Genomic DNA, 23,438 nt, shown 5'->3' on the forward strand with positions numbered 1-23,438 from the left:
CTACGCCGTGCGAGTTGCCAACCAGTGGCGAGCGGCGACGACGAGCGCCTCGACGCCGCGGTCCAGAGTCGGCGAGATGACGGGGGCGAACTGCGGAGAGTGGTTCGACGGAATGTCGCGATCCACGGTGCCCGCCACGACCGCAGCCTGATACGCGGCGGGGTCGGCGCCTCCGAGGATCCAGTAGACGAGCGGCACGCCCGCCGCCGTCGCGAGCAGGCCGACGTCCTCGCTGCCTGAAACGGGTCCCGGGTCCAGAACGGCCGCGTCGCCGAACGCAGATCGGAACGCGCGCATCGTGGCTTCCGTCGCGTGGACGTCGTTGACCGTCACCGCGAACGACTCCGCATAGTGGAACGTCGGGTCCTGCGCGCCCGAGGCCTGGGCCTCCGCGCGGGCGATGCGCTCGATGGCCGCGAGCAGGTTCGAGCGCACCTCATCGCTGTACGCCCGCACGCTCACTCCGAGCACGGCCGTCTCCGGGATGATGTTGTTCTTGGTGCCGGCGACGAGGCGGCCCACGGTCAGCACGGCAGTGTGATGCGGCGCGATCTCGCGCGCGACGATTGTCTGGAGCCGCATGACGATCGCCGCGGCGATGATCACCGGGTCGATCGTCGTTTCCGGTCGGGAACCGTGACCGCCCCTGCCGGTGATCGTGATGTCGAGGCTGTCGGCCGACGCGAAGGCCGAGCCCGCGTGGGCGCCCAGCACGCCCGCGGGCGCGGGGCCGACATGCTGGCCCAGCACCACATCCGGAACCGGAATGCGCTCGTACAGCCCGTCGTCGAGCAGCTCGCGCGCGCCCGCGCCGGCCTCTTCCGCCGGCTGGAACAACGCGATCACCGTTCCCGCCCACTCCTGACGGGTGCGGGAAAGCGTATCCGCGGCCCCGATCAGGCAGGCCACGTGCACGTCGTGGCCGCAGGCGTGCATGATGCCCTCGTTCACGCTCGCGTAGTCGAGCCCCGTGTCTTCATGAACGGGCAGGGCATCCATGTCGGCCCGCAGAAGGATGGTCGGCCCCTCGCCGTTGCGGAGCACTCCCACGACCCCGGTGCGTCCGATGCCCTCGGTGACCTCGTAGACGCCCGTGCGCAGGTGCTCGGCCGCGATCGCCGCCGTGCGCACCTCGTCGAAGGCGAGCTCGGGGTGACGATGCAGGTCGGAGTAGAGATCCGCGAGGTCCATGGGATCATCCTGCCCCTCGCCGGCACGGATACGAAGGTCCAGCCGCCGTTCGTGTATCTCTTGACAGTAATATTACTGCGGGGAGATACTGGGCACATGATCGAGACGCTGAACGCCCTGGCCGAGCCGAATCGCCTGGCCATCGTCGAGCTCCTCCGCGACAAGGGACCGCGCTCCGTCGGCGAGATCGCCGCGACGCTCGAACTGCGTCAGCCGTTGGCGTCCAAGCACCTCAAGGTGCTCAGCGAGGCCGGAGTCGTGGCCTCCCGGGTCGACGCGCAACGGCGCATCTACGACCTCGAGCAGGCCCGTTTCCACGAGATCGACGGCTGGCTCGACAGCTTCGCCGCCGTGTGGGCCGGGCGCATGGATCGCCTCGAGGCGCATCTTCGCCGCACGGAGGCACCGTCATGAACACGTTTCGCGTCTCGAAAGACGTCGATCGGCGCGAGATCACGCTGGAGCGCGAGCTGCCCGCCGACCCCGACCGAGTCTGGCGTTCGTGGACAGTGGCCGAGGAACTCGAGGCCTGGTGGGGGCCGGCGGGATGGGTGACGACAGTGCGCTCGCTCGACGTGCGCCCCGGCGGGCTCTGGCACTTCGGCATGGGCCCGACCGGAGAGGAGCCCGAGACCTGGATCCGCTCCGTCTACAGCGAGGTCATCGATCACGCCGCGCTCGCCTACGTCGAGGGCTTCTCGGATGCGACGGGCGCCGACCTCGACCCTGAGTCGCAGGTCGTGACCGTGGAGTTCTTCGGGCTCGATCCGGGGCGCACCCGGCTGGTGCTCTGCACCCGATTCTCTTCGCTCGCCCGACTCGAACGCATCGCCGGCATGGGGATGGTCGAGGGCTGGGAGGGCGGATTCGACCGCCTCGACACGCATCTCACAGAGGGAAGCCGTTCATGAGCACCAACCGAACCACAGGGGCCGACTCGATGCCCGCCACCACCACATCCGTCGTCGTTTCGGCCGACGGCACGCGCCTGATGACGCAGTCGACCGGCACGGGGCCGCTGCTCGTACTCGTCGACCCCGCCATGGCGACGCGCGAGAACTCCGCGAAGCTCACGGCCGCCCTGGCCGGGCACTTCACCGTCGTCGGCTACGACCGGCGCGGGCGCGGTGACAGCGACGACGCCGACCCCACGGGAACGGATGTCGCGAACGAGGTCGCCGACGTGGCGGCGGTCATCCGTGCACACGGGCAGCCCGCCATCCTCTTCGGCAGCTCATCGGGAGCAGCCCTCGCCCTCGAGGCGGCCGCCCGCCTCGGCGAGGTCGTGACCGGAGTCTTCCTCTACGAGCCGCCGTTCATCGTCGACGACAGCAGGCCGCCCATTCCGCACGAACTTCCGGCGCGCATCGCCGCCAACGTGGCCGCCGGCCGGCTGTCCCGCGCCTCGACGGCTTTCTTCCGGGAAGCGGTCGGCGTGCCCGCCGCCGTCGTGGCCGCGATGCGCGTGACCCCGATGTGGCCGAAGGCGAAGCGCATCGTGCCGACCGTGCGCTACGACTTCGCGGTGCTCGACGGACTGCAGAACGGTTCACCGCTCCCCGCCGATCGGTGGAACGGCCTCACGGCCTCGGGCGTCGTCATGGTGGGCTCGAGCAGCGAGCCGTTCTTCCACACCGCCGCGCAGGCGCTCGCTCGCACCCTGCCCTCGATCGAGGCCGAGGTGCTCGAGGGCGGTGACCACGGCACCCCCATGATGTCGCCGCGACCCCTGGCGGAGCGGATCATCGCCCGGTTCGCTCCCCGCTGAACGGCGCCCCTCCTCGCCGCTGAACCATTTGGTCGCCGTTGAGCCGCCAGGAGCGGATCACCGCGCACGAAATGGTTCAGAGGCGGGTGGAGGTGGGCGGCACGACCGGCTCGAGCAGCCCCGTCGTCACGTCGTAGGCATAGCCCGAGACCACGACCTCGGGCGGAAGGAAGGACGCGTTCCGAATGCGCTGCACGTCGGCCGGCACGGTGACCGCCGGCTCGACGACCGCCGTGTCGCGCAGGAGGGCATCGTCGTGTCCGAGTGCGACGAAACCGGAGCGCAGGTCCTCGTCCGCCATCAGCGCCGAGCCGCAGTCGGTGTGATGGATGACGACGATCTCGAACCAGCCGGCATCCGGAGTCTTCGTTCGGTGCAGATAGATGATCCATGCCAGGTCGTCGAGGAAGGCGGCGTTCGCGCGGCCACCGACCGTTCGGGCCACGATGGCGTCTCCGAGGTCCAGCCCGAGGATGGCGGCGGGATCCACGCGCGGATCGATGCAGGTGAGGATGTAGAGCTGCCGGTTCGGAAGGAACGGGATGGCCGGCACCCGCTCCTTCGCCGGGGTGGCAGCGAATGATCGATTCCGGGCCAGCAGCGCCTCGAGCCCGCTCATGCTGCCGCCTCGATCGAGGCGACCGACTGCACCGCGGCGATGATCGTGGCGGCGACGACGTCGGGATGCGACAGAGGAACGGCATGGGAGGACTCCACCTCGACGATCCTCGAGCCGGCGCGCTCGGCCATGAATCGCAGGGTTCTCGTAGGGATGGAGCGATCGGCGGTCGAGACGACCGACCAGCTCGGCAGCGCACTCCACGATGGACTCCCGGTGAAGCTGCCACCCAGCGTGGCTGGATCGAAGGCGTGCTGCGCCGCCGCCATCACCGCCGCGTGCGCGGGAGACACGTCGGCCGCGTAGACGGAGGCGAACCTCTCCGGGCGCAGGGTCACCTGGTGGCCGTCGAGATACGGTCGAACCACGAGATTCTCCGGGGTCAACTCGCTTCCAGGTAAGAGCCCGTTCAGGCCCGCGGCCGTCTCGCCGGCATCCTGCTGGAAGGCCGCGACGAAGACGAGCGCGCGCACGGCGTCGGTGACGGCCTGCGGTGCCGAGATCACCGAGCCCGCGTACGAGTGCGCAACGAGCACGACGGGGCCCTCGACCGCGTCGAGCACGCTCCGCACCGCGGCCGCGTCCTCGTCGAAGGTGCGCATGGGCAGCGCCGGCGCGGTGGCGGGGATCTCGGCGGCCTGAAGGAGCGCCAGAACGGGATGCCAGACGGAGGCATCGGTCAATGCACCGTGAACCAGCACGGCGGTGGGTTGAGAGGTCATGCCTCGATCGTCGTCGCCGAGGCGATGGCGGCAGAGGCGTAGATGTGCCACCGACCGAAAGGATGCTGCCGCTGCGCGGAGCAGGAGCCCGTCACGCCGCGCGACTCTGGGCCCGGCGCCGCGGGTATGCGTCAGCCATCAGAGGTTCGGAACTGCCGACGATAGGCGGCGGGGCTCACCCCGGTGGCGCGACGGAACTGCATCCGCAGGTTGGCGGCCGTGCCGAAGCCGGCGCTGCCGGCCACGGCATCCACACTGAGCGCGGTGGCTTCGAGCAGCTCACGTGCCCGTTCGACTCGGCGCTCCTGCAGCCATGCCAGCGGGGTCGTGCCCGTTCGGTTCCGAAAGAGACGGTGGAACGCTCGTACCGACAGGTGGGCGTGATCGGCCATCTCGGTGACGGTCAGCGGCGTGGCCAGCTCACGGAGGATCCACTGCTGGGCATCGGCCAGCCGGTCATCGTGGGGAGGCGCCGGCGGCGCCTCGGTGAACTGGGCCTGGCCGCCTTCACGGTGCGGAGCCGCGACGATCCGGCGCGCGACGTGGTTCGCGATCGCCGGGCCGAGATGGCTGCGCAGCATGTGGAGGGCGAGGTCGACGCCGGCCGTCACCCCGCCAGAGGTGAGCACGGAGCCGTTGTCGATGAAGAAGGCGTCTCGATCGACCTGCACCTCGGGGTATTGCTCGGCCAGCGTGTCGAGCAGCGACCAATGCGTCGTCACCCGAAGACCGGCCAAGACCCCGGCCTGGGCGAGGGCGAACGCGCCGGAGCAGATCGAGACCATCTGAGCACCGCGGCGGGCGGCCCGGCGCAGCTCGTCGAGCGCGACCGGATCGACCCGCCTCGCCGCGGCATTCGACCAGCCGGGAACGACGGCGATATCGGCGCCGCGCAGCAGGCTCGCGTCCCCGTCGGGGATCACCTGCGTTCCACCGGCGACCGCTACCGGCCCTCCATCGACGGAGCAGGTCGCCACGTCGTAGAACTCCGGGACCTCGCGCGCGAAGACGTGCATGGGGATGGCGAAGTCGAGCGGCAGAACGCCATCGAGCAGCAACACGACCATCCGTCGGCGATTCATGGCACGATCCTTCCTGCCACAACGATAGCGTCCGACGAGAGGATGCGCGCCGGGGTGGGGCGACGCAACCGGAGGCCCGCACTACCCCCTCTCTGGGGGCACTCGTCGGGGGTGGGGCGGCGATAAGGTCGCTCGTATCCCGAACTGAGCACCCTTCAGTTCTCGCACGCGTCGAATGTCGTCGCTCCCTGGCGGAGGCGTCCGCGCGCACCATCCATCACATCCGTTACCTGTACACCCGAAATGCAGGGAATGACATGACGTTCTCCCCCGCGCGCTGCGGCGCGCCTCTCCGTGCGAGCCTGCGCGGGCGTCGAGGCCGGCGATGAGCAGCCTCTCGAGTTCACCCCACCCCGAACCCCTGCCGGCACTGCGGCTGGTCGACGTTCCCCGCGCGACGCCGCGCGCTCCTGAAACGCGACGCAGCTGGCGGGAGCGCTACCGCCGGCGGCTGAGAGCGACGGATGTGAGCACCGTCGTCGCGCTCGTCGCGGCGGCTGCCCTGGCCCCGCTCGACGGGCGACCGGCCGCCTTCGGCCTGTCGGCATCCGCTACCGTCAACGCTCTCGTCGGCGTACTGGTGCTGACGGCCTGGCTCACTGCACTCTCCGCCTTCCGCACCCGCGACCCACGCGTCATCGGTGCGGGAGCGACCGAGTACAAGCGCGTCGTCGGAGCGAGCCTCACCGCCTTCGGACTGCTCGCGATCGTCTTCCTGTTCGCCCACGCGGATGTCTCGCGCAAGTACCTCGCCATCGCCATTCCGATCGGCGTCACCACGCTCGTACTCGAGCGCTGGGCGTGGCGGCAGTGGCTGCTCACGCGGCGAGCCGACGGCCACTACCTCTCGCGCGCCATCGTGGTCGGGGCACGGGACGACATCGCCTTCGTCGTCACGCAGATCGGCGCCTCTCTCGGCGCCGGGTACGCCGTGGTCGGAGCCATCGCCGACTCCCGCGACGAGGGAGACGTGGTCGTGGGAGCAGGGCGGGTGCCCGTCGTGGGCCACATGCACACCGTGGCGGATGCTGCGCGTCGGCTGCACGCCGACGTCGTCATCGTCGCCGGCCAGCCACGGGGAGGCGGCAACGTCATCCGGGAGCTCGGCTGGCAACTGGAGGGCACCGAGACGGAGCTCGTGATCTCGAACCGGCTGGCCGATATCGCCGGCCCCCGCATCCACTTCCGGCCGGTCGACGGCCTTCCGCTCATCCATGTCGAGGTGCCCAACTACGAGGGCGGCCGGCACGCGCTCAAGCGCACCCTCGACGTCGTGCTGAGCGCCATCGCGATCGTCGCGCTGGCGCCGCTGTTCCTCGCGATCGCGATCGCCGTCAAGGTCGACAGCAGGGGGCCCGTCTTCTTCCGGCAGGAGCGCTGCGGTCGCGGAGGCGAGACCTTCCGCATGGTCAAGTTCCGATCGATGGTCACGACCGCCGAGAGCGACCTCGCCGCCCTGCGCGCACTCAATGAGGGCTCCGGCCTGCTGTTCAAGCTGCGCAACGACCCGCGCGTGACCCGCGTCGGCCGGGTGCTGCGCACCTACTCCCTCGACGAGCTGCCGCAGATCTGGAACATCCTCATCGGCGACATGAGCATCGTGGGGCCGCGCCCGCCGTTGCCGAGCGAGGTGCGCGCCTACGAGGGCGATGTGCACCGCAGGCTCTACATCAAGCCCGGGCTGACGGGCATGTGGCAGATCAACGGCCGCTCCGACCTCAGCTGGGAGGAGAGCGTGCGGCTCGACCTCTACTACGTCGAGAACTGGTCGCTCACCGGCGACCTGGTCATCATGTGGCGCACCCTCAAGGTGCTGTTGCATCCGAACGGCGCGTACTGACACCGACCGAAACCACCACCCGCCGGAGGCACGATCGATGAGCACCGACACCCGCGCCGAGAACAGCGGCGCGACATCCGCCGCGCGCATCGCAGCAAGCGCCGACGTCGACGAGACGGCGCAGCTCGGCGACGGCACAGTGGTCTGGCATCTCGCACAGGTGCGCGAGCACGCGGTCGTGGGCAGCGGATGCATCATCGGCCGCGGTGCCTACGTCGGCCCGGGCGTGCGCATCGGCCGCAACTGCAAGCTGCAGAACCATGCACTCGTGTACGAGCCGGCCGTGCTCGAAGACGGCGTGTTCGTGGGACCGGCGGTGGTCTTCACGAACGACGAGTTCCCCCGTGCCGTGAATCCGGACGGTTCACTCAAGAGCGCGGCCGACTGGCATGCTGTCGGGGTGCACGTGGCCGAGGGCGCGGCCATCGGCGCCCGAGCGGTCTGCATCGCGCCCGTGCGCATCGGGCGCTGGGCGCTCGTCGCGGCGGGTGCCGTTGTCACGCGTGACGTGCCCGACTTCGCGATCGTGCGCGGCGTGCCGGCCCGCCGCGTGGGCTGGGTCGGCCGTGCGGGCGTACCGCTTGAGCGAGGGTCCGATGGCACGCACGTCTGCCCGCAGACGGGTGAGCGCTACGTCGAACACGACGGCATCCTGCGCGAGGCATGAAGCATGCCGAAGTATGCCGGTGGCGGCATCATGCCGGCGTCAGTACCGAGGCCACGATGTGACGAGCGATCTCGAGCGACGCCGTCGCCGCCGGCGACGGTGCGTTGAGCACGTGCACCTGTCGGTGGCCACGCTGGATGACGAAGTCGTCGGCGAGCGCGCCGTCTCGCCGCACCGCTTGGGCACGCACGCCAGAACCAGCAGGCTGCAGGTCGTCGACGGTGATCTCGGGAACGAGCCGCGCAAGGCTGCGCGCGAACAGCACCGGGGAGAGTGAGCGGGCGACCTCGGCCACGCCCGTGCCGAGGTTGCGGGACGCCATGCGCAGGAAGCCGCGGTACGTGAGTGCCTCCCACGCGTCACCGAGGCGGATGTCGCGCCACCGGTACCCCTCGCGGGCGAGCGCGAGCACCGCGTTGGGGCCTGCGTGCACTGCGCCATCCACGCCGCGGGTGAGGTGCACTCCGAGAAAGGGCAGCTCAGGGTCGGGTACCGGGTAGATGAGGCCGTTCACGAGGTGTCGTCGTTCGGGAACGAGCTCGTAGTACTCGCCCCGGAAGGGAACGATGCGCACGTCGGGACGCACGCCGGCGAGCACGGCGACCCGGTCGGCCTGCAGTCCGGCGCAATTGACGAGCAGGTCGGCGCGCTCCTCACCGCGGGAGTGCCGCACGAGCACGCCATCGTTCAGGGAACGGATCTCGCTGACCTCAGCCCCGGTGAGCAGTCGGGCTCCGCGGTGCTCTGCCTGCGCGGCCAGGGCCCGCGATACGGCGCCGTAGTCGATGATGCCGGTCGATTCCACACGCAACGCGCGCAGCACTCGGGCGTGCGGCTCCCACTCGCGCGCCTCCTCGGCAGAGAGCAGGCGCGCCGGCACGCCGTTCGCCTCGGCCCGCTCTGCCAGCGCCTGCAACCGCGGCAGTTCCTCGTCGCGGGTGGCGACGATGAGCTTTCCCGGTACCCCGAAGGGGATGTCGTGCTCGGCGGCGAAGCGTTTCATCGATTCGTTGCCCGCCACGCACAGTCGCGCCTTGAGCGAGCCAGGAGCGTAGTACGGGCCGGCATGGATGACGCCGGAGTTGTGTCCCGTCTGGTGTGCGGCCCAGCCGGCCTCCTTCTCGAGCACGGTCACGGCCTGGCCGGTGCGCGTGAGGCGTTCGGCGATGGCCAGCCCGAGGATGCCGCCACCGATGATGACGACCCGGGACGGCGCGCTCATCGCTGTGCCAGCCGGCGCGCCGGAACGCCCGCCCAGGTCTCGCCGTCGGGAACGTCGCCGAGAACGGCGGCTCCCATGCCGATGGTCGCACCCGCGCCGATCCGCACGGTCTGCCGCACGCTCACGTTCATGCCCAGGTAGGCAGCCTCCCCGACCCGCACGCCGCCTCCGAGCGCGACTCCGGTTGCGATGGTCACGAAGTCCTCCAGGATGTCGTCATGGGTGAGGGTCACGTTCGGCATGAGCACCGAATGGCGCCCCACGGAAACATCAGCGGTGAGTACCGCTCCCTTCAACAGGATACTTCCCGCGCCGACCGTGCATCCCTCGGGAATCCGCACGGCATCCGCCAGCACGGTGCCGAAACGGTCTTCGGTGACCCCGAGAGCCTCGAGGCGCTCCACGATGCGGCGTCGCCCCGCGCCGGCCCCGACACAGACGACGAGGTGTTCCGAGCGGCCTGCGGCGTCGTCGATCCCACCGAGCACCGGCAGGCCGGCGAGTTTCGTTCCGTGCACCTCCGGGTCGTCGTCGAGGACGCCGACGACGCACCACCCGGGCAGCGTCGAGCGAGCCACCTCGCGCGCGAGGCCGCTCGCCGCGAGCAGGAGAAGATCGGGCACCGGCTCAGCGCGCGGCCACGAGATCGCCGGAGCCGACCAAGCGCTCGCTGCCGACCGAGGCGAGGCTCTCGGCCGCGGCCTCCAATACGGCGAGCACTCGCAGCCCGGCCTCCCCGTCGGTACGGGCGGGTCGGCCCGCGGTGATGCTGTCGTGGAACTCCGTCACCATGGCGTCGAGCGCCTCGCGCTCCGGCAGCGCCGGCGACCAGGTGTCGCCGAGACGATACGACACCGTCGCAGCGGCACGCTCGACACCAGCGGCAGACTGCGAGACCAGGTCGACGCCGCGATCGTAGACGCTCAGGCGCTGTTGCGGGTTGAGGTCGTCCCAGACGAGCGTGCGCTTCGTGCCGCCGATGATCATCTGGCGCACCTTGGTGGGGCTCAACCAGTTCACGTGCACGTGCGCTATCGCGCCCTGCTCGAGCGGGAGGGCGAGGTAGCCCACGCACGCCTTGCCGGCTCCCAGCGGGTCGGCGCCGTGGGCATTCACCGAGACGGGCCGCAGGCCGCCCGGCAGCACGAAGTCGATGATGGAGAGGTCGTGCGGCGCGAGATCCCAGAACACGTCGACATCCGGCTGGATGAGCCCGAGGTTGATGCGCACCGAGTCGATGAAGAGGATGTCGCCCAGTGCGCCCTCCTCGATGAGCTCGCGGATCTTCAGCACCGCGGGCGTGTAGCAGTAGGTGTGGTCCGCCATCAGCACGAGTCCGCTGTCGGCGGCGAGCCCGGCCATGGCCCGGCCGCGCTCCCCGGAGTCGGCCAGCGGCTTCTCGACGAGCACGTGCTTGCCCGCGGCCAGCGCCGCCATCGCGATCGGATGATGCGTTCGGGCGGGCGTGGCGATGGCGACGGCGTCGATGCTCGGGTCGGCGAAGACCTCGGCGACATCGGTCGTCACCCTCGCACCGCCCACGCGCGCGGCGACCTTCTGCGCGAGGGCGATGTCGAGGTCGCAGATGACGGCGAGGTTCCACAGCGCACTCGTCGAAAAGACCCGCGCCAGGTTGGGGCCCCAGTAGCCGGCGCCGATGACGGCGACATTCAGCGGCCGGTTCGGGGAGGCGTGCAGGGAATCGGGAGGTGCTGCGTTCATGGAATGTCATCCCTCGGGTAGGGAAGGCGGTGCTCGGATGCACCGCCGGGGAGGTCAGGGACCGGGCGCGAGCAGCGGCTCGCCCCCGGGCACGCCGATCACGAGAACAGCCACCAGGGCGATGGCGGTCGCCGACCTCTGTCGGGAACGGAGAGCGGATCGTAGTCGGGTGCTACGGGTTGATGAGCGATGCTCACCTGCCGAGGATGCCATGGCGCCGCCGCGGCGAACACCCCCCGAAGGGGTGTCCCATGACCCGCCCGCCTGCGCGATCCCGCTCGGGGGCGACCCCCATCGACCGGCACAGAATGACCCCCACTCTGGGGACGAGACGGGGGACATCACAGCGCTATGGTCACCGGTGAAGACCTGAGGCTCCCTCGACTACTTACCCGGTCGGCGGAATCGGAGGGTCGACGCGTACCAGACCCGAACTGAACCCTGTAAACCCGAAATGCAGGAAACGCTGTGACACCCACTCTGTGGGCGCGACAACTGCGTCGCGCCATGAACACGACCATGCCCATTCCGCCGGCCGATGACGCCCGCGCCCGATCGGCGGCGGTGACGCCGCAATGACGCTCGCCGATGCCCGCATCTCATTGGCGGGCTCCTCGATCGACCTGCGAGAGTTCGACGAGGCCATCGACTTCATCACGCGACGGGCGATGACGCCGGACACGCCGCCACTGGCCGTCGCCTCCATCAACCTCGACCACATCCACCACTTCGGCGCCGGCTCGGCGTGGAGCGGTGTGCTGGATGCGCGAGAGCACGCCCAGCTCGAGTGGCTCAAGCTCATCGACGGCGCGCCCCTCGCGGCCCAGGCCAAGCGGATGACCGGGCACGCCTGGCCGCGCCTGGCCGGGAGCGACCTCATCGCCCCCACGCTCGCCGCCGCGGAGCGCAACGGCACGAGCGTCGGCTTCCTCGGCGGCGCCGAGAGCACCCACGATCTGCTGCGAGCGCAGCTGACAGAGGCCTACCCGGCGCTGCAGGTCACGGGGTTCTGGGCTCCGACGCGCGAAGACCTGAGCGACACCGAGCGTTCCCAGCGGCTGGCCCGCGAGATCGCACGTGCACGAACCGACATCCTCGTGGTGGGACTCGGCAAGCCACGGCAGGAACTGTGGATCTCCCGGTACGGATCCCAGACGGGCGCGCGCGTGCTGCTCGCCTTCGGCGCCGTGGTCGACTTCCTCGCCGGACGGGTCAGTCGTGCCCCGCGCTTCTTCGTCGACCACGGCCTGGAGTGGGCGTGGCGTCTCGCCCTCGAGCCGAAGCGCCTCGCGACCCGCTACCTCATCGAGGATCCGCCCGCCTACCTCGCCGTGCGCCGCACGCGCTGGCGCAGCGAGAGGGACGCGCCGGTGCGCGCAGAGACGCTCCTCTCGCCCGTCGCGAGCCCTGACGGGCGCTTCCTGCCGGCGGGCGAGCACGCCGATGTGAGCGTGATCGCCTATGCACCGCGCGCCCACTCTCGCCCCGACCTCATGAGCACGGCGAGCGCCGTGAGCCTGGAATGCGGAACCGCCCGGGTGCGCTTCATCGCCGCCACCGGCCCGGACTTCGGCCCCGCACTGGATGCCGCAGCCACCGGTCCCGTCACCTGCGTGATGAAGACCGCCGGAGACGCCCCTCCACTGGCTCCGGCACTGCGCTTCATCGGCGACGCCGACACCGTGCTGCTGATGCCGGCGGGGGTGCGGCCGGCCCCCGGAACGGTGCGCGCGATGCTCGCGCGAATGGCGCGCCAAGGCGCAGGGGTCGTGGTGCCCCGAGTCGTCGGCGCCGACGGCCTGACACGCACCACCCATGTACGCACGCCGTCGCTGCGCCGCACGCTCATGCGTGCGCTCGGCTCCGGCGCTCCTGCAGGCCCGGACACGCGTCCCGAGAGCTACGAGAACCCGCATCGCGTCGACGCCGACACGAGCGGCATCCTCCTCATCCATCGCGACGTCTTCGACACCCTGGGGGTGCCCCGCTCCATCGAAGAGCCGGCGGCGTTGCTCGAGTACTTCGCCCGCGTGCGGGCGGCCGGCATCGACGCCTGGTATGAGCCCGACGCCACCCTGCACGAGCCACGTTCAGACGACAGCCGCACCACGCTCACGGATGCGGCGACGGATGCGGCCGCCTGAGCGAGACGGCGACCCGGGGGGAGATGGGGACATGGACGCAAGGGACGGCGGGGACAGGGAGACGAAGAAGGAGGAGCCCACATACGGCGCCATCGCACTGCACGAACGGCTGCTTGCTGCGGCGGCTCTAGCGTCGCGACGAGAACACTGCGTGCGCAGGCTGTCACCCGCTTCCCCGAGCGTGCGGGGAAGCATCATCATCCCGGCGCACAACGAGGAGGCCTCGATTCCGGCGACTCTCGCCGCACTCCAGCCGCTTCTGGATGCGGGCACGACCGAGGTCATCGTGTCGTGCAACGGCTGCACCGACTCCACGGCACGGATCGCACGTGAGCACCCCGGTGTCCGTGTGATCGAGACGGAGGTCGCGTCGAAGGTGGTCGCACTCAACGCGGCGGATGCCGCCGCAACCCTCTGGCCGCGCATGTACCTCGACGCCGACATCCTCATCGAGCCGAGTGCGGTTGCCGCGGTCTTCGGAGCCCTCGCCGCCGACGAGGCACTGGCCGCACGACCGCTCTTCCGCTACGAGGTGACGGGCGCATCCGCCGGCGTGCGCGCGTACTACCGTGCCCGCCAGCGCATTCCTTCCACGAGCGGCGCTCTCTGGGGAGCCGGCGTCTACGCCCTCAGCCGACGCGGCCGTGACCGGTTCGTGCGCTTCCCCGACCTCGTCGCCGACGACCTCTACATCGACAGCATCTTCGCCGACCATGAGAAGGCCGTGATCGAGACGGAGCCCGTTCTCGTCACCACACCGCGCACCTCCGCCGGGCTGCTGGCCGTGCTGGCCCGCCAGAGCAGGGGCAACGCTGAGCAGCCGGGCACCACCGCATCCGGATCGACCGTGCGCGAACTCGCCCGCTCGGCACGCAGCGCCGGTGCGGCCTATGACGCTGCGGCGTACCTCACCTATTCGCTGCTCGGACGGTGGCGGGCGCTCCGCTCGCGCGGGCCGCGCGTCTGGGAGCGCGACGAGTCCAGTCGGGGTCGTCCGGCCGCCAGCCACTGAGGCCTGGTTCAGCTCAGCCTCGTGGTCGGTCGCCTACACGCCACTCAGCGCGGCACAGCCGGCGCCGCACACCTGGCTTAGAGTTCCGAACCGCTCGCCGAGAAGGTGTCGCAGGCAGCCGGTCCTCCGTCGAAACCGGCGTCGAACCACTTCTGGCGCTGTTCGCTCGAGCCGTGCGTCCACGTCTCGGGGTTCACGCCCTGGCCCGCGGCCGACTGGATGCGGTCGTCGCCCACCGCCGCTGCGGCGTTCAGCGCGTCGGCCACCTGCTCTTTCGTGACAGGCTTCAGCAGAGTGTTGCCATCGGCATCCTTCTGTTGCGAGGCGGCCGCGACCCACGAACCGGCGTAGCAGTCGGCCTGCAGTTCGGTGCGCACGCTCGCCGAAGTCGGGCCGGTGTCGCCGTCGTGCGAGGCCTCGAGGGCGCCCTGCAGGTTCTGGATGTGGTGGCCCCACTCGTGGGCGACGACGTACATCTCGGCGAGCGGTCCGCCCGAGGCGCCGAACTGGCTGCGCAGCTCGTCGTAGAAGGCGGTGTCGAGGTAGATGGTCTCGTCGGGCGGGCAGTAGAAGGGCCCGACCTCGGTCGAGGCGCCGCCGCATCCGGTCTGGGCGGAGTCGGTGAAGAGGGTGAAGTGAGGCGAGTGATAGGCCACCTGCAGGGCGGGCGCCTCGGCGGTCCAGTACTCGTCGAGCGACTGCGCCGCGCCCTGCATGCGGCACTCGACGTCGCTGTTCGCCTGCGCTCCCGTGCAGCCCTGCAGCACCTCGTCGCTCGAGGAGTCGCTGCCGCCGCCACCCGCGCCGACGAGGCCGGAGAGGTCGACGCCGAGGAACTGGCCGATGAGCACCACGGCGATCACGCCGATGCCGCCGACTCCGGCGCCGATGCCTACATTGCGGCCGCGCCTGGAGACCCGGCCCCCGCCGATCTTGGCGTTGTCATCGAAAGTCATGCGCACAACCGTATCCGTGCGCCGCGACGCGCGTGCCGGGTGGCGGCGCCGGCCGTTATCGGGTAGTGGGCGCTCACCGCGGCGGCAACCCGCGGTCGTAGCGCTTCTGGTCGGCACGAAGGATGCCGTTGGTCACTGCGGTGCGCACGATCAGGTAGAACACCCACAGGCTCAGCGCCACCACCCCGAGGTAGAGCACGATGAAGAGGATGATGCCGACGATGCCGGCGGTCGCGAATCCGTTGTCGTAGTTCACGGAGCCATGCTGACCGTGGCCTGCCCGCCACCCGGCGAGAGACACGGCTCGGCCCCGAACTGGGGCGCTCCGGGGTGCGGATGGGGGCGTTCCGCTACGCCCAGTCGGCGAAGCGGTCGGTCGCGGTGATGAGGGCGTCGAGGATGCCGGGCTCGTCGAAGGCGTGGCCGGCATCCGGAATCATCAGGAATTCTGCCTGCGGCCAGGCCTCGTGCAGGTCCCACGCCGTCATCGCGGGGGTGCAGATGTCGTACCGTCCCTGCACGATCACGCCCGGGATGGCGGCGAGTTTCGGCGCATCGCGGATGAGCTGGCCGTCGTCCCACCAGCCGCCGTGCACGAAGTAGTGGTTCTCGATGCGGGCGAAGGCCACGGCATAGTCGGGCTCGGTGAAGCGGGCGATGGTGGCGGGCTGGGGCAGCAGGGTGATCGTCGAGGACTCCCAGCGCGACCACGCGATCGCCGCCGGGCGGTGCACGGCGGGGTCGGGATCAGCGAGCAGCCGAGCGTAGGCCGCCATGAGGTGGCCGCGCTCATCCACCGGCACGGGAGCGAGGAAGTCCTGCCAGAGGTCAGGGAACAGTGCCGATGCCCCGCCCTCGTAGAACCAGTCCAACTCGACGCGCCGCAGGGTGAAGATGCCGCGGAGGATGAGCTCGCTCACGCGCTCGGGATGCGTCTCGGCGTAGGCGAGGCCGAGGGCGCTTCCCCACGATCCGCCGAGCACCTGCCAGGTCGCGATGCCGAGGTGCTCTCGCAGTCTCTCGATGTCGGCGACGAGGTGATGGCTCGTGTTCGCGGACAAGTCCGCATCCGGCGCGCTCACGTGCGGCGTGCTGCGTCCGCAGCCCCGCTGGTCGAAGAGCACGATGCTGTACTTCTCGGGATTGAAGAGCCTGCGGTGCGTGGGCGTCGTTCCTCCCCCGGGGCCGCCGTGCAGGAAGACGACGGGCTTGCCCTCGGGGTTGCCCGACGTCTCCCAGTAGAGGGACTGCCCGTCACCGACATCGAGCATCCCGGTGTCGTAGGGCTCGATGTCGGGGTAGAAATCGCGCATGCCTCAGCCTAGGAGCGGATGCGGGGCGGCCCCCGCCGATCCGGAGCGCGATCCGGCCACCCAGAACGCAGCCCAACCCCCAGAACGCAGAAATTGCGGGTTCCAGCGGCGGTGCACCCACCATTTCTGCGGACTCGGGGACGGCGCCCCGCCACATCTGCGGACTCGGTTCCCTTCGACACGCTCAGGGAACAACTTCTGCGGACTCGGTTCCCTTCGACAAGCTCAGGGAACAGACCCACCCTCGACGACGCAGCCACCGCTCGCTGAGCCTGTCGAAGCGCCGCGAGCAACGCTGGGACGGGAGCACCGCATCCGAGAACGCAGTTCCTGCGGGTGGAAGCGGCGATCGACCCGCCGTATCTGCGGACTCGGTTCCCTTCGACAGGCTCAGGGAACAACTTTTGCGGGCTCGGTTCCCTTCGACAGGCTCAGGGAACAGACCCAGCCTCGACGACGCAGCCACCGCTCGCTGAGCCTGTCGAAGCGCCGCGAGCAACGCTGGGACGGGAGCACCGCATCCGAGAACGCAGTTCCTGCGGGTGGAAGCGGCGATCGACCCGTCGTATCTGCGGACTCGGTTCCCTTCGACAGGCTCAGGGAACAGCTTCTGCGGACTCGGTTCCCTTCGACAGGCCCGAGCTCCGCAGAAGACCTCCCCACGGCCCGACGCACCGCGCTATGGTCGGAGCATGGCTGAGAATGCCTCGACGGTCACCATCACCGGTGCCGGTGGCCAGATCGGTTACGCGCTGCTCTTCCGCATCGCCGCGGGCGAGATGCTTGGTGAGCACACGCCCGTACGCCTCCGGTTGCTCGAGATCCCGCAAGGAGTCCGGGCGGCAGAGGGCGCCGCACTCGAGCTCGAAGACGGCGCGTTCCCCCTGCTGCGCTCCGTCGACGTGTTCGAGGATGCCGCGGCGGCCTTCGAGGGAACGAACATCGCGCTGCTCGTCGGCGCCCGGCCCCGAGGTCCGGGAATGGAGCGCGCCGACCTGCTCACGGCCAACGGCGGCATCTTCGGGCCGCAGGGCAGGGCGATCAACGCGAGCGCCGCGGCTGACGTGCGCGTCACCGTCGTCGGCAACCCCGCCAACACCAACGCCCTCATCGCGAGCGCCCATGCCCCCGATGTGCCGCCCGACCGGTTCACGGCGCTCACGCGACTGGATCACAACCGCGCGCTCGCCCAACTCGCCCAGGCGCTCAGTGTTCCCGTCTCCGAGCTGCGCGACTTGAGCATCTGGGGCAACCACTCCGCCACCCAGTTCCCGGACGTGTCGCATGCGACGGCGGAAGGACGCGGCGTGCCCGACTTGCTGGCCGAGAAGCTCGGCGGCAGAGACGTGGGCGACTGGCTCGCGAAAGTCTTCATCCCCCGCATCGCACGCAGAGGCGCCGAGATCATCGACGTGCGCGGCTCCTCGTCGGTGGGATCCGCGGCGTCCGCCGCCATCGACCACGTGCGCGACTGGGTGCACGGCACGGCGCACGGCTGGACGAGCGCAGCCGTCGTCTCCGACGGCTCGTACGACGTGCCCGCGGGCCTGTTCTCCTCGTTCCCCGTCGAGTCGAAGAACGGGGAATGGCGCATCGTTCAGGACCTCGAGATCGACGCCTTCGCGCGCGAGCGCATCACCGCATCCGTGGAGGAACTCGAGCAGGAACGCGCCGCGGTGCGCGACATCGGGCTGGTGCCGCGCACATGAGACCGACACGGATGCTGGCCCCCGCGGTTGCAGCGGGGCTCGTCGTCGCGGTCTCCGGCGGCGTCGGAGCGAGTGTCGCCGAGCCGGGGTCGCCGGGAACGATGGCCGCCCCGCGGCTCGTGCTCTATGAGGGATTCGAGAATGCCCCGCCGACCACGGCGACCTTCGTGCAGACCATCGACGACTATCCCGACAGCGCCGCTCCGACCGTTCCCGGCTACGTGGGAGCCACCGGCCAGACCTACGACGCCGATCCGGGCTGGAACGGCGAGTTCTGCGATGGCTTGATCGTGACGGCGCAGGATCCGACGCCGCATCCCGACGTTCCGCAGGCTGCGGACTGCAGCGGGGCGGGATGGAGCGACAGCCTCGACCTGGCCGAGACGCTCGGGCTGTGGGCGGCCGACCCTGACTATCCCTACCCCGGCCTCGTGGGCCGCGATCCGCTGACGAATCACGTGGTGACCGCGTACACCGAGGGCGACCCGCCTCCCGGGGTCATGGTGTCGACGAGCGTCGCCGCGACCCCCGGACACTTCTACTCGGCGTCGATCGACGTCGCGCAGGCGAACTGCTGGACGGAGAACCCCGTCGACCTCAGCGTGGCCATCAGCGATGGATCCGGCGCGGCCGCGGAGGTCTTCGCCGGCCCGATCGCGGCCTGCGACCTGCCCGTGCATCAGTTGAACGGCGACAATGTCGGCACCTTCGTCGGCCGGCAGGGGGTGCTCATCGCCGGTGACGACCTCACGCTCGCCGTCCGCAACGAGCTCGGCGGAGGAGGCGGGAACGACAACGCGATCGACAATCTCGCCCTGATCGACATCACGCCCCAACTCGACGTCACGATCGCCCCGCCCCCCTCCGGTGACGCGTATCCCGCCGGTTCAGCCGCTCGGCTGACCTTCACGGTGACGAACACGTATCTGGCGGGCTTCCCGGCGGTGCCGTCGGGGCCCAAGCCGGGGTTCTCCTTCTCCGCATCACTGCCGGCCCGACTGGTCGCCGCTGCCGACCCCCGGGCGAGCACGGACTGCGACTCCGCCGCGGTGAATGCCGCCGGCCCAACGGTCTCGGTCACCGCGAGCCTGCTCGGAACGGATGTCGCCTGCACGGTCTCGCTCGACGTCACGAGCTCCACCAGCGGAACCTATGTTCTCGACCCCGCGGCGGTCACGACGTTCGGTGTGCTCGCCCCAAGCGCGGCATCCGTCACGTTCGCCGCAGTTCCCGCACCTCCCGCGCCTCCCGCCGGTGGTGGGGGCAGCCGCACCGGAACCCCGGGCGGCTTGGCCGCTACAGGCAGCGATCCCGCAGCCGCTGTTTTCGCTGCCACCCTCATCGCCCTCGCCGGGATGGCGACACTCGCGCTGCGGGGCGGATCGGGCCGTCGCGAGATGCGCCGGAGCCCATCGGAGCCGCGACTACGCTGAGAGCATGGCCGAAACCCCCACGCCGCAGGCGCGACGCAAGCAGATTCTCGTCGGCGTCGTGATCGGCCTCATCATCGGCCTCGTGATCAGCCTGATATCGGGATTCTGGCTGTGGCTCGCGGCCGGCGCCGCGTTCGGACTCGCGACGGGCGCCATCATGAAGCCGCCCGCGGAGTAACCCCGCGTCAGCGGAAGGCGCGGCTCAGACGTCGAAGGCCCGAGGGTTGCGCGTGCGCGCCTCCGCCGGAAGCGCGCGCACCTCGCGGTGCAGCCGCTCCATCGTGGCGTCGAGCTGTGCGGCGGTCTCCGCGGCATCCGTCAGCCCGTCGATGAGGTGCTGCGGAACCTGCGTGTCGTACTTGTAGTACGTCTTGTGCTCCAGGCTCGCCCAGAAGTCCATGGCGATCGTACGGAACTGCACCTCGACGCGCACGGACTCGGGGCCGCCGGAGAGGAAGACGGGGACCTCGATGATGACGTGCAGGCTGCGGTAGCCGTTCGGCTTGGGTTGCGCGATGTAGTCCTTCACCTCGATGACGCTCACGTCGCGCTGCGAGGTGAGCAGTTCGACGATGCGATAGACGTCGCTGATGAAGCTGCAGGTGACCCGCACCCCGGCGATGTCGGAGATGCCGGCCTTGATTGCGTCGAAGCTCGGTGCGATGCCCTTTCGCGCCGCCTTCTCGAGGATGCCCTCCATGGACTTCAGGCGGCATCCGATGTTCTCGATGGGATTGTGGCCGTCGACGAGGCTGAACTCCTCGCGGAGGATGGTCAGCTTCGTCTCGATCTCGTCCATGCCGAACTTGTAGCGCATGAGGAAGCGGTCGAAGTCCGTGCGCAGCCGGGCCAGGTCGGCCATCGTGTCGCCGTCCATCGCCTCGAACAGCCGTGCGGCGTTCGGCGTGAGGAGCGGGTGTACGGATGCCTCGGTGCTGGTGTCGACCACGTCTCGACGGTATCGGCGCAGCCTTGGGAGCCGATGTGAGATCACCACGAGGCGCACAGGCGAGCGCTCGCGGCCGGTTCGCGCTGAGCAGACGGAAGCGGGCGGCATCCTCGAGATGCCGCCCGCTTGCCGGGATGCGCCTTACCTCTTCTTCTTCTTCTTCACCAGCGTCTTCTCATCGACCGGGGCGTCTCCGGATGCACGCAGCGCCGCGTAGTACGCGCGCGCCTCGTCCTGGCGCTCCTGCTCGGCGCCGCTCGCGATGCTCGCGCGCAGGTGCTCGGGCTTGTAGCCGAAGGCGTCGACGAGGTCGAGAGCGTGGGGGCGCAGGCGGGTGATGAGCCGGTCGACGTAAGCCGTCACGGCCTGCGCGCGCTTCGGCGAGAGGCGCCCGTTCATGAGATACCACGCGAGGTGCTTCTCGATGAGACCGAGGCCGAACAGGTCGCGCAGCCAGGTGAGCACCTGCTTGGTGCCGGCATCCGTGGTGCGATCGACGGCACGCGTGAACGCCTCCCACTGCAGCAGCTCGCCGTGGGCCCGGGCGGCCTCGATCAGCTCGTTCTGCTGGGAGTTGAACAGGTCGGCCGCGGCCTTCTTCGAGAGCTTTCGGCTCTCACGCAGCCGGCCGCCGATGCCGGCGACCATGGATTCGACTCTGTCGGTCAGCAGCTCGCGCTGCGTGGCAGCGGTGCGGAGCCCGGCGACGGAACGGGCGGTCGATCCGAAGTCCGCGATCGTCTGCCCGAGGCTGCGCAGCCCCGTGCCGTGGTAGGCCCGGCTCGCGGTCTGCGTGACGACGTAGCGGGCCAGTGCCCCCGCATCCGCGTTGGCGAACTGCTTGGAGTAGTCGGTGAGCAGGCGCTTTGCCACGAGCTGGAGCAGCACGTTGTTGTCGCCCTCGAAGGTGACGTACACGTCGAGGTCCTGACGCAGGCCGACGAAGCGGTTCTCGGCGAGGAAACCGGCCCCGCCGCAGGCCTCCCGCGACTCCTGCAGGGTGTCGAGCGCGTGCCACGTCGAGAGCGGCTTGAGCGCGGCGGCGAGCGTCTCGAGGTCTTGGCGGTCATCGTCGGTATCGGCCGCGCCGCTGAAGACGGCGTCGAACTTCTGCAGGAACTCATCGTGCGCGAAGGTCTGCGCGTAGGTCGTGGCCAGGCGCGGCAGAAGACGGCGCTGGTGGCGCTGGTAGTCCAGCAGCACCTCTTCGTCGGTGTCGCTGGATGCGGTGAACTGGCGGCGCTGGCTGGCGTAGGTGAGGGCGATCGTCAGGGCGATCGCGGATGCCTGGGTGGCCGCGCCGTCGAGGGAGACGCGACCCTGCACGAGGGTGCCGAGCATCGTGAAGAAGCGGCGGCCGGGGCTCGCGATCGGGCTCGAGTAGGTGCCGTCCTCGGCCACGTCGCCGTAGCGGTTCAGCAGGTTGACGCGGGGAACGCGCACGTTGGTGAAGTGCAGCCGGCCGTTGTCGATGCCGTTGAGGCCGCCCTTCAAGCCGTCGTCCTCACCTCCGATGCCCTTGAGGAAGCCGCCCTTCGCGTTGCGGATGGGCACGTAGAACGCGTGCACGCCGTGGTTGACGCCCTTGGTGATGAGCTGCGCGAACACGACGGCAGCGGTACCGTGCACGGCCGCATTGCCGAGGTAGTCCTTCCACGCCCCGCGGAACGGGGTGTTGATCACGAACTGCTGCTTGACCTCGTCGTAGGTGGCCGTCGTGGCGATGGAGGCGACATCCGACCCGTGGCCGGTCTCGGTCATGGCGAAGGCGCCGGGCACCTTGAGGCTCATGGTGTCGGGCAGGAAGGTCTCGTGGTGGTAGTCGGTGCCCAGGTGCAGGATGGCGGCTGCGAAGAGCCCCCACTGCACGCCCGACTTGATCTGCAGGCTCGGGTCGGCGGTGACGAGTTCCTCGAAGGCGGCGATGTTTCCGCCGTGATCGTCCATCCCGCCGAGGTGCGTCGGGAAGGCGCGGTGCACCTGGCCGTTCTGCACGAGCAGCTTGAGCTGCTCGAAGACGCGTTCGCGGTGCTCCTCCTTGCTCTGCCCCTCGATGCGCTGCATCCGCGGGTCGGCGGTCAGTTCGCGGGCGGCGAGGCGCACATCCGGCCACGTGCCGAGCAGCTGGCGGCTCAGCGCCTGCACGTCCACCCGCGGCGCTCCGGCCTGGCCGGGAACGGTGATCGGACCCGTGTCGGTGAGCGGTGCTGCGGCGGTCGCGGTGGGCCGTCGGGCCTCGGCGGGCTCGTCGGTGTGGGAGCGAACTGCAGTGTCTACCATCGATGGTCCTCACTCGTGCATTGCGAAATCCCCTCCACGGTACGAGCGCCGCGGCCGCGAGTGAAACGGGGGGTGCCGCGGCTACAAATGCCGGGCGGATGCGGTGGCGTGCTGTTGTGGCATCCGACAAAGGGCACCGCATCCGGTTGTCGATCTCCGCTGGCACCGCGGCTCGCGCTGCGCCCGACGCGCGACACGGTCTTGCGCCACTTCGGCGGCCGTTGCGCCAGTCGTTCTGGCGCAGGGGCACTCCAAGTGGCGCAACGGTGAAGGAGAGGAGGGCGCGGTTGCGTGGGCGGTCAGCCGCGGAAGAAGGATGCGGCGCGGCCGGTCCACAGCAGCAGGATCACGACGAGCGCGATCAGGCCGGTCAGGACCGAGCTGAGGAACTGCGCTGGGGCGGCGAAGGCCAGGAAGACGGCGCTGAGCAGCGTGAGCACCTCGATCACGGTAACGACGGTGCGCGCGCCCCGGCTTCCGCGCAGCAGGCCGCGGGCCACGACGATGATGATGAGGCCGAGAAGGATGGACACGATCGCACTCGTGATGAGACCGGCCGGCCCGCCGAAGGGATCCGCGGCACCCTCGACGCCCTGGGCGATGAGCAGCAGCACGCCGCCGAGAACGTCGAGCGCACCCTGGATCCAGATGAGCACCGCGATGAACGTGACGCCGCCCGGGCGTGTGTTGACTCCACTCACAGGTGTTCTCCTCGCCTCAGGGGTGTGGCCCTCACGCTATCGGGACGGCGGGAGCTGCGGCTAGGGCGAGCGCGCAGCATCCGCTCCGCCTCGTGCGCCGCCGCGGCC

General features: G+C 70.0%; 23 protein-coding genes. 10 read left to right on the forward strand and 13 right to left on the reverse strand.

Annotated elements, in window-relative coordinates; all coding sequences use genetic code 11:
- A complete protein-coding gene (locus tag WDJ51_RS04260) occupies positions 1-1,191 on the reverse strand; it encodes an amidohydrolase (RefSeq protein ID WP_337851186.1) in 1,191 nt (396 codons plus the stop codon).
- Between the two features lie 96 nt (positions 1,192-1,287).
- Here WDJ51_RS04260 and WDJ51_RS04265 point away from each other — a divergent pair, with 96 nt between their 5' ends.
- The 3 genes from WDJ51_RS04265 to WDJ51_RS04275 are packed head-to-tail and all read left to right on the forward strand — an operon-like array spanning position 1,288 to position 2,959.
- A complete protein-coding gene (locus tag WDJ51_RS04265) occupies positions 1,288-1,605 on the forward strand; it encodes an ArsR/SmtB family transcription factor (RefSeq protein WP_337851187.1) in 318 nt (105 codons plus the stop codon).
- Positions 1,602-2,102: an SRPBCC family protein gene (locus WDJ51_RS04270; RefSeq protein WP_337851188.1), complete on the forward strand. Its 501-nt coding sequence runs from the start codon at positions 1,602-1,604 to the stop codon at positions 2,100-2,102. The genes WDJ51_RS04265 and WDJ51_RS04270 overlap by 4 nt, the downstream gene beginning before the upstream one ends.
- Positions 2,099-2,959, forward strand: a complete 861-nt coding sequence (locus tag WDJ51_RS04275) for an alpha/beta fold hydrolase (RefSeq protein WP_337851189.1) — start codon at positions 2,099-2,101, stop codon at positions 2,957-2,959. The genes WDJ51_RS04270 and WDJ51_RS04275 overlap by 4 nt, the downstream gene beginning before the upstream one ends.
- Positions 2,960-3,035: 76 nt before the next feature.
- Here WDJ51_RS04275 and WDJ51_RS04280 read toward each other — a convergent pair whose 3' ends face one another.
- The 3 genes from WDJ51_RS04280 to WDJ51_RS04290 all read right to left on the reverse strand — a co-directional run bounded on the left by WDJ51_RS04280 (position 3,036) and on the right by WDJ51_RS04290 (position 5,382).
- Positions 3,036-3,578, reverse strand: coding sequence for a carbonic anhydrase (locus WDJ51_RS04280; protein WP_337851190.1), 543 nt, complete (start codon positions 3,576-3,578; stop codon positions 3,036-3,038).
- Positions 3,575-4,300: an alpha/beta fold hydrolase gene (locus WDJ51_RS04285; RefSeq protein ID WP_337851191.1), complete on the reverse strand. Its 726-nt coding sequence runs from the start codon at positions 4,298-4,300 to the stop codon at positions 3,575-3,577. The genes WDJ51_RS04280 and WDJ51_RS04285 overlap by 4 nt, the downstream gene beginning before the upstream one ends.
- 131 nt (positions 4,301-4,431) lie before the next feature.
- On the reverse strand, positions 4,432-5,382 hold the full coding sequence (locus WDJ51_RS04290) for a GlxA family transcriptional regulator (protein WP_337851192.1): 951 nt from the start codon (positions 5,380-5,382) through the stop codon (positions 4,432-4,434).
- Positions 5,383-5,707: 325 nt separating this feature from the next.
- Between WDJ51_RS04290 and WDJ51_RS04295 the strand changes: the two genes are divergently transcribed.
- Together WDJ51_RS04295 and WDJ51_RS04300 are read left to right on the forward strand one after the other, a co-directional pair.
- On the forward strand, positions 5,708-7,222 hold the full coding sequence (locus WDJ51_RS04295) for a sugar transferase (RefSeq protein WP_337851193.1): 1,515 nt from the start codon (positions 5,708-5,710) through the stop codon (positions 7,220-7,222).
- 37 nt (positions 7,223-7,259) lie between these two features.
- Complete coding sequence (locus WDJ51_RS04300; protein WP_337851194.1) at positions 7,260-7,889, forward strand: acyltransferase; 630 nt, start codon at positions 7,260-7,262, stop codon at positions 7,887-7,889.
- 28 nt (positions 7,890-7,917) lie between these two features.
- Here WDJ51_RS04300 and lhgO read toward each other — a convergent pair whose 3' ends face one another.
- From lhgO to WDJ51_RS04315, 3 genes are read right to left on the reverse strand one after another with little or no spacing between them, the layout of a single operon-like run.
- On the reverse strand, positions 7,918-9,111 hold the full coding sequence (gene lhgO / locus WDJ51_RS04305) for an L-2-hydroxyglutarate oxidase (protein WP_337851195.1): 1,194 nt from the start codon (positions 9,109-9,111) through the stop codon (positions 7,918-7,920).
- Positions 9,108-9,734, reverse strand: a complete 627-nt coding sequence (locus tag WDJ51_RS04310; protein ID WP_337851196.1) for a NeuD/PglB/VioB family sugar acetyltransferase — start codon at positions 9,732-9,734, stop codon at positions 9,108-9,110. The genes lhgO and WDJ51_RS04310 overlap by 4 nt, the downstream gene beginning before the upstream one ends.
- A 4-nt stretch (positions 9,735-9,738) precedes the next feature.
- Complete coding sequence (locus WDJ51_RS04315) at positions 9,739-10,833, reverse strand: Gfo/Idh/MocA family protein (RefSeq protein ID WP_337851197.1); 1,095 nt, start codon at positions 10,831-10,833, stop codon at positions 9,739-9,741.
- 575 nt (positions 10,834-11,408) lie between these two features.
- Between WDJ51_RS04315 and WDJ51_RS04320 the strand changes: the two genes are divergently transcribed.
- Both WDJ51_RS04320 and WDJ51_RS04325 read left to right on the forward strand, forming a co-directional pair.
- Positions 11,409-12,977, forward strand: a complete 1,569-nt coding sequence (locus WDJ51_RS04320; RefSeq protein ID WP_337851198.1) for a WecB/TagA/CpsF family glycosyltransferase — start codon at positions 11,409-11,411, stop codon at positions 12,975-12,977.
- Positions 12,978-13,128: 151 nt separating this feature from the next.
- Entirely contained in the window at positions 13,129-13,989 is an 861-nt protein-coding gene (locus WDJ51_RS04325) for a glycosyltransferase (RefSeq protein WP_337851199.1), read from the forward strand.
- Between the two features lie 77 nt (positions 13,990-14,066).
- Here WDJ51_RS04325 and ypfJ read toward each other — a convergent pair whose 3' ends face one another.
- The 3 genes from ypfJ to pip form a co-directional block, all read right to left on the reverse strand.
- On the reverse strand, positions 14,067-14,945 hold the full coding sequence (ypfJ, locus tag WDJ51_RS04330) for a KPN_02809 family neutral zinc metallopeptidase (RefSeq protein WP_337851200.1): 879 nt from the start codon (positions 14,943-14,945) through the stop codon (positions 14,067-14,069).
- Positions 14,946-15,018: 73 nt separating this feature from the next.
- Positions 15,019-15,201 carry a hypothetical protein gene (locus tag WDJ51_RS04335; protein WP_337851201.1) on the reverse strand — a complete coding sequence of 61 codons (183 nt, stop codon included), beginning with the start codon at positions 15,199-15,201 and terminating at the stop codon, positions 15,019-15,021.
- 94 nt (positions 15,202-15,295) lie between these two features.
- Positions 15,296-16,258 (reverse strand): prolyl aminopeptidase, encoded by a 963-nt coding sequence (gene pip, locus WDJ51_RS04340; RefSeq protein WP_337851202.1) that lies wholly within the window; start codon positions 16,256-16,258, stop codon positions 15,296-15,298.
- 692 nt (positions 16,259-16,950) lie between these two features.
- On the opposite strand from pip, the gene WDJ51_RS04345 reads away from it, so the two are divergent.
- From WDJ51_RS04345 to WDJ51_RS04355, 3 genes are read left to right on the forward strand one after another with little or no spacing between them, the layout of a single operon-like run.
- Positions 16,951-17,967, forward strand: coding sequence for a malate dehydrogenase (locus tag WDJ51_RS04345; protein WP_337851203.1), 1,017 nt, complete (start codon positions 16,951-16,953; stop codon positions 17,965-17,967).
- A gap of 11 nt (positions 17,968-17,978) precedes the next feature.
- Complete coding sequence (locus tag WDJ51_RS04350) at positions 17,979-19,400, forward strand: DUF7933 domain-containing protein (protein ID WP_337851204.1); 1,422 nt, start codon at positions 17,979-17,981, stop codon at positions 19,398-19,400.
- Between the two features lie 4 nt (positions 19,401-19,404).
- A complete protein-coding gene (locus WDJ51_RS04355) occupies positions 19,405-19,578 on the forward strand; it encodes an HPP family protein (RefSeq protein WP_337851205.1) in 174 nt (57 codons plus the stop codon).
- A gap of 24 nt (positions 19,579-19,602) precedes the next feature.
- On the opposite strand, the gene WDJ51_RS04360 is transcribed toward WDJ51_RS04355, so the two are convergent.
- The 3 genes from WDJ51_RS04360 to WDJ51_RS04370 all read right to left on the reverse strand — a co-directional run bounded on the left by WDJ51_RS04360 (position 19,603) and on the right by WDJ51_RS04370 (position 23,330).
- Positions 19,603-20,277, reverse strand: a complete 675-nt coding sequence (locus WDJ51_RS04360; RefSeq protein ID WP_337851240.1) for a GTP pyrophosphokinase — start codon at positions 20,275-20,277, stop codon at positions 19,603-19,605.
- Between the two features lie 213 nt (positions 20,278-20,490).
- The gene (locus tag WDJ51_RS04365; RefSeq protein WP_337851206.1) at positions 20,491-22,629 is read right to left on the reverse strand and encodes an acyl-CoA dehydrogenase family protein; all 2,139 of its coding nucleotides are present in this window, start codon (positions 22,627-22,629) and stop codon (positions 20,491-20,493) included.
- A gap of 299 nt (positions 22,630-22,928) precedes the next feature.
- Positions 22,929-23,330 (reverse strand): DUF7144 family membrane protein, encoded by a 402-nt coding sequence (locus tag WDJ51_RS04370; protein ID WP_337851207.1) that lies wholly within the window; start codon positions 23,328-23,330, stop codon positions 22,929-22,931.
- Positions 23,331-23,438: the final 108 nt, after the last annotated feature.

Source organism: Rathayibacter sp. YIM 133350 (genome assembly GCF_037404875.1).
GTDB lineage: Bacteria > Actinomycetota > Actinomycetes > Actinomycetales > Microbacteriaceae > Orlajensenia.

Excerpts from the sequence above, each read along its gene's own strand:
- WDJ51_RS04260 (WP_337851186.1), bottom strand. The coding sequence starts at position 1,191 with ATGGACCTCGCGGATCTCTACTCCGACCTGCATCGTCACCCCGAGCTC.
- WDJ51_RS04265 (WP_337851187.1), top strand. The coding sequence starts at position 1,288 with ATGATCGAGACGCTGAACGCCCTGGCCGAGCCGAATCGCCTGGCCATC.
- WDJ51_RS04270 (WP_337851188.1), top strand. The coding sequence starts at position 1,602 with ATGAACACGTTTCGCGTCTCGAAAGACGTCGATCGGCGCGAGATCACG.
- WDJ51_RS04275 (WP_337851189.1), top strand. The coding sequence starts at position 2,099 with ATGAGCACCAACCGAACCACAGGGGCCGACTCGATGCCCGCCACCACC.
- WDJ51_RS04280 (WP_337851190.1), bottom strand. The coding sequence starts at position 3,578 with ATGAGCGGGCTCGAGGCGCTGCTGGCCCGGAATCGATCATTCGCTGCC.
- WDJ51_RS04285 (WP_337851191.1), bottom strand. The coding sequence starts at position 4,300 with ATGACCTCTCAACCCACCGCCGTGCTGGTTCACGGTGCATTGACCGAT.
- WDJ51_RS04290 (WP_337851192.1), bottom strand. The coding sequence starts at position 5,382 with ATGAATCGCCGACGGATGGTCGTGTTGCTGCTCGATGGCGTTCTGCCG.
- WDJ51_RS04295 (WP_337851193.1), top strand. The coding sequence starts at position 5,708 with ATGAGCAGCCTCTCGAGTTCACCCCACCCCGAACCCCTGCCGGCACTG.
- WDJ51_RS04300 (WP_337851194.1), top strand. The coding sequence starts at position 7,260 with ATGAGCACCGACACCCGCGCCGAGAACAGCGGCGCGACATCCGCCGCG.
- lhgO (WP_337851195.1), bottom strand. The coding sequence starts at position 9,111 with ATGAGCGCGCCGTCCCGGGTCGTCATCATCGGTGGCGGCATCCTCGGG.
- WDJ51_RS04315 (WP_337851197.1), bottom strand. The coding sequence starts at position 10,833 with ATGAACGCAGCACCTCCCGATTCCCTGCACGCCTCCCCGAACCGGCCG.
- WDJ51_RS04320 (WP_337851198.1), top strand. The coding sequence starts at position 11,409 with ATGACGCTCGCCGATGCCCGCATCTCATTGGCGGGCTCCTCGATCGAC.
- ypfJ (WP_337851200.1), bottom strand. The coding sequence starts at position 14,945 with ATGACTTTCGATGACAACGCCAAGATCGGCGGGGGCCGGGTCTCCAGG.
- pip (WP_337851202.1), bottom strand. The coding sequence starts at position 16,258 with ATGCGCGATTTCTACCCCGACATCGAGCCCTACGACACCGGGATGCTC.
- WDJ51_RS04345 (WP_337851203.1), top strand. The coding sequence starts at position 16,951 with ATGGCTGAGAATGCCTCGACGGTCACCATCACCGGTGCCGGTGGCCAG.
- WDJ51_RS04350 (WP_337851204.1), top strand. The coding sequence starts at position 17,979 with ATGCTGGCCCCCGCGGTTGCAGCGGGGCTCGTCGTCGCGGTCTCCGGC.
- WDJ51_RS04355 (WP_337851205.1), top strand. The coding sequence starts at position 19,405 with ATGGCCGAAACCCCCACGCCGCAGGCGCGACGCAAGCAGATTCTCGTC.
- WDJ51_RS04360 (WP_337851240.1), bottom strand. The coding sequence starts at position 20,277 with ATGGACGGCGACACGATGGCCGACCTGGCCCGGCTGCGCACGGACTTC.
- WDJ51_RS04365 (WP_337851206.1), bottom strand. The coding sequence starts at position 22,629 with ATGGTAGACACTGCAGTTCGCTCCCACACCGACGAGCCCGCCGAGGCC.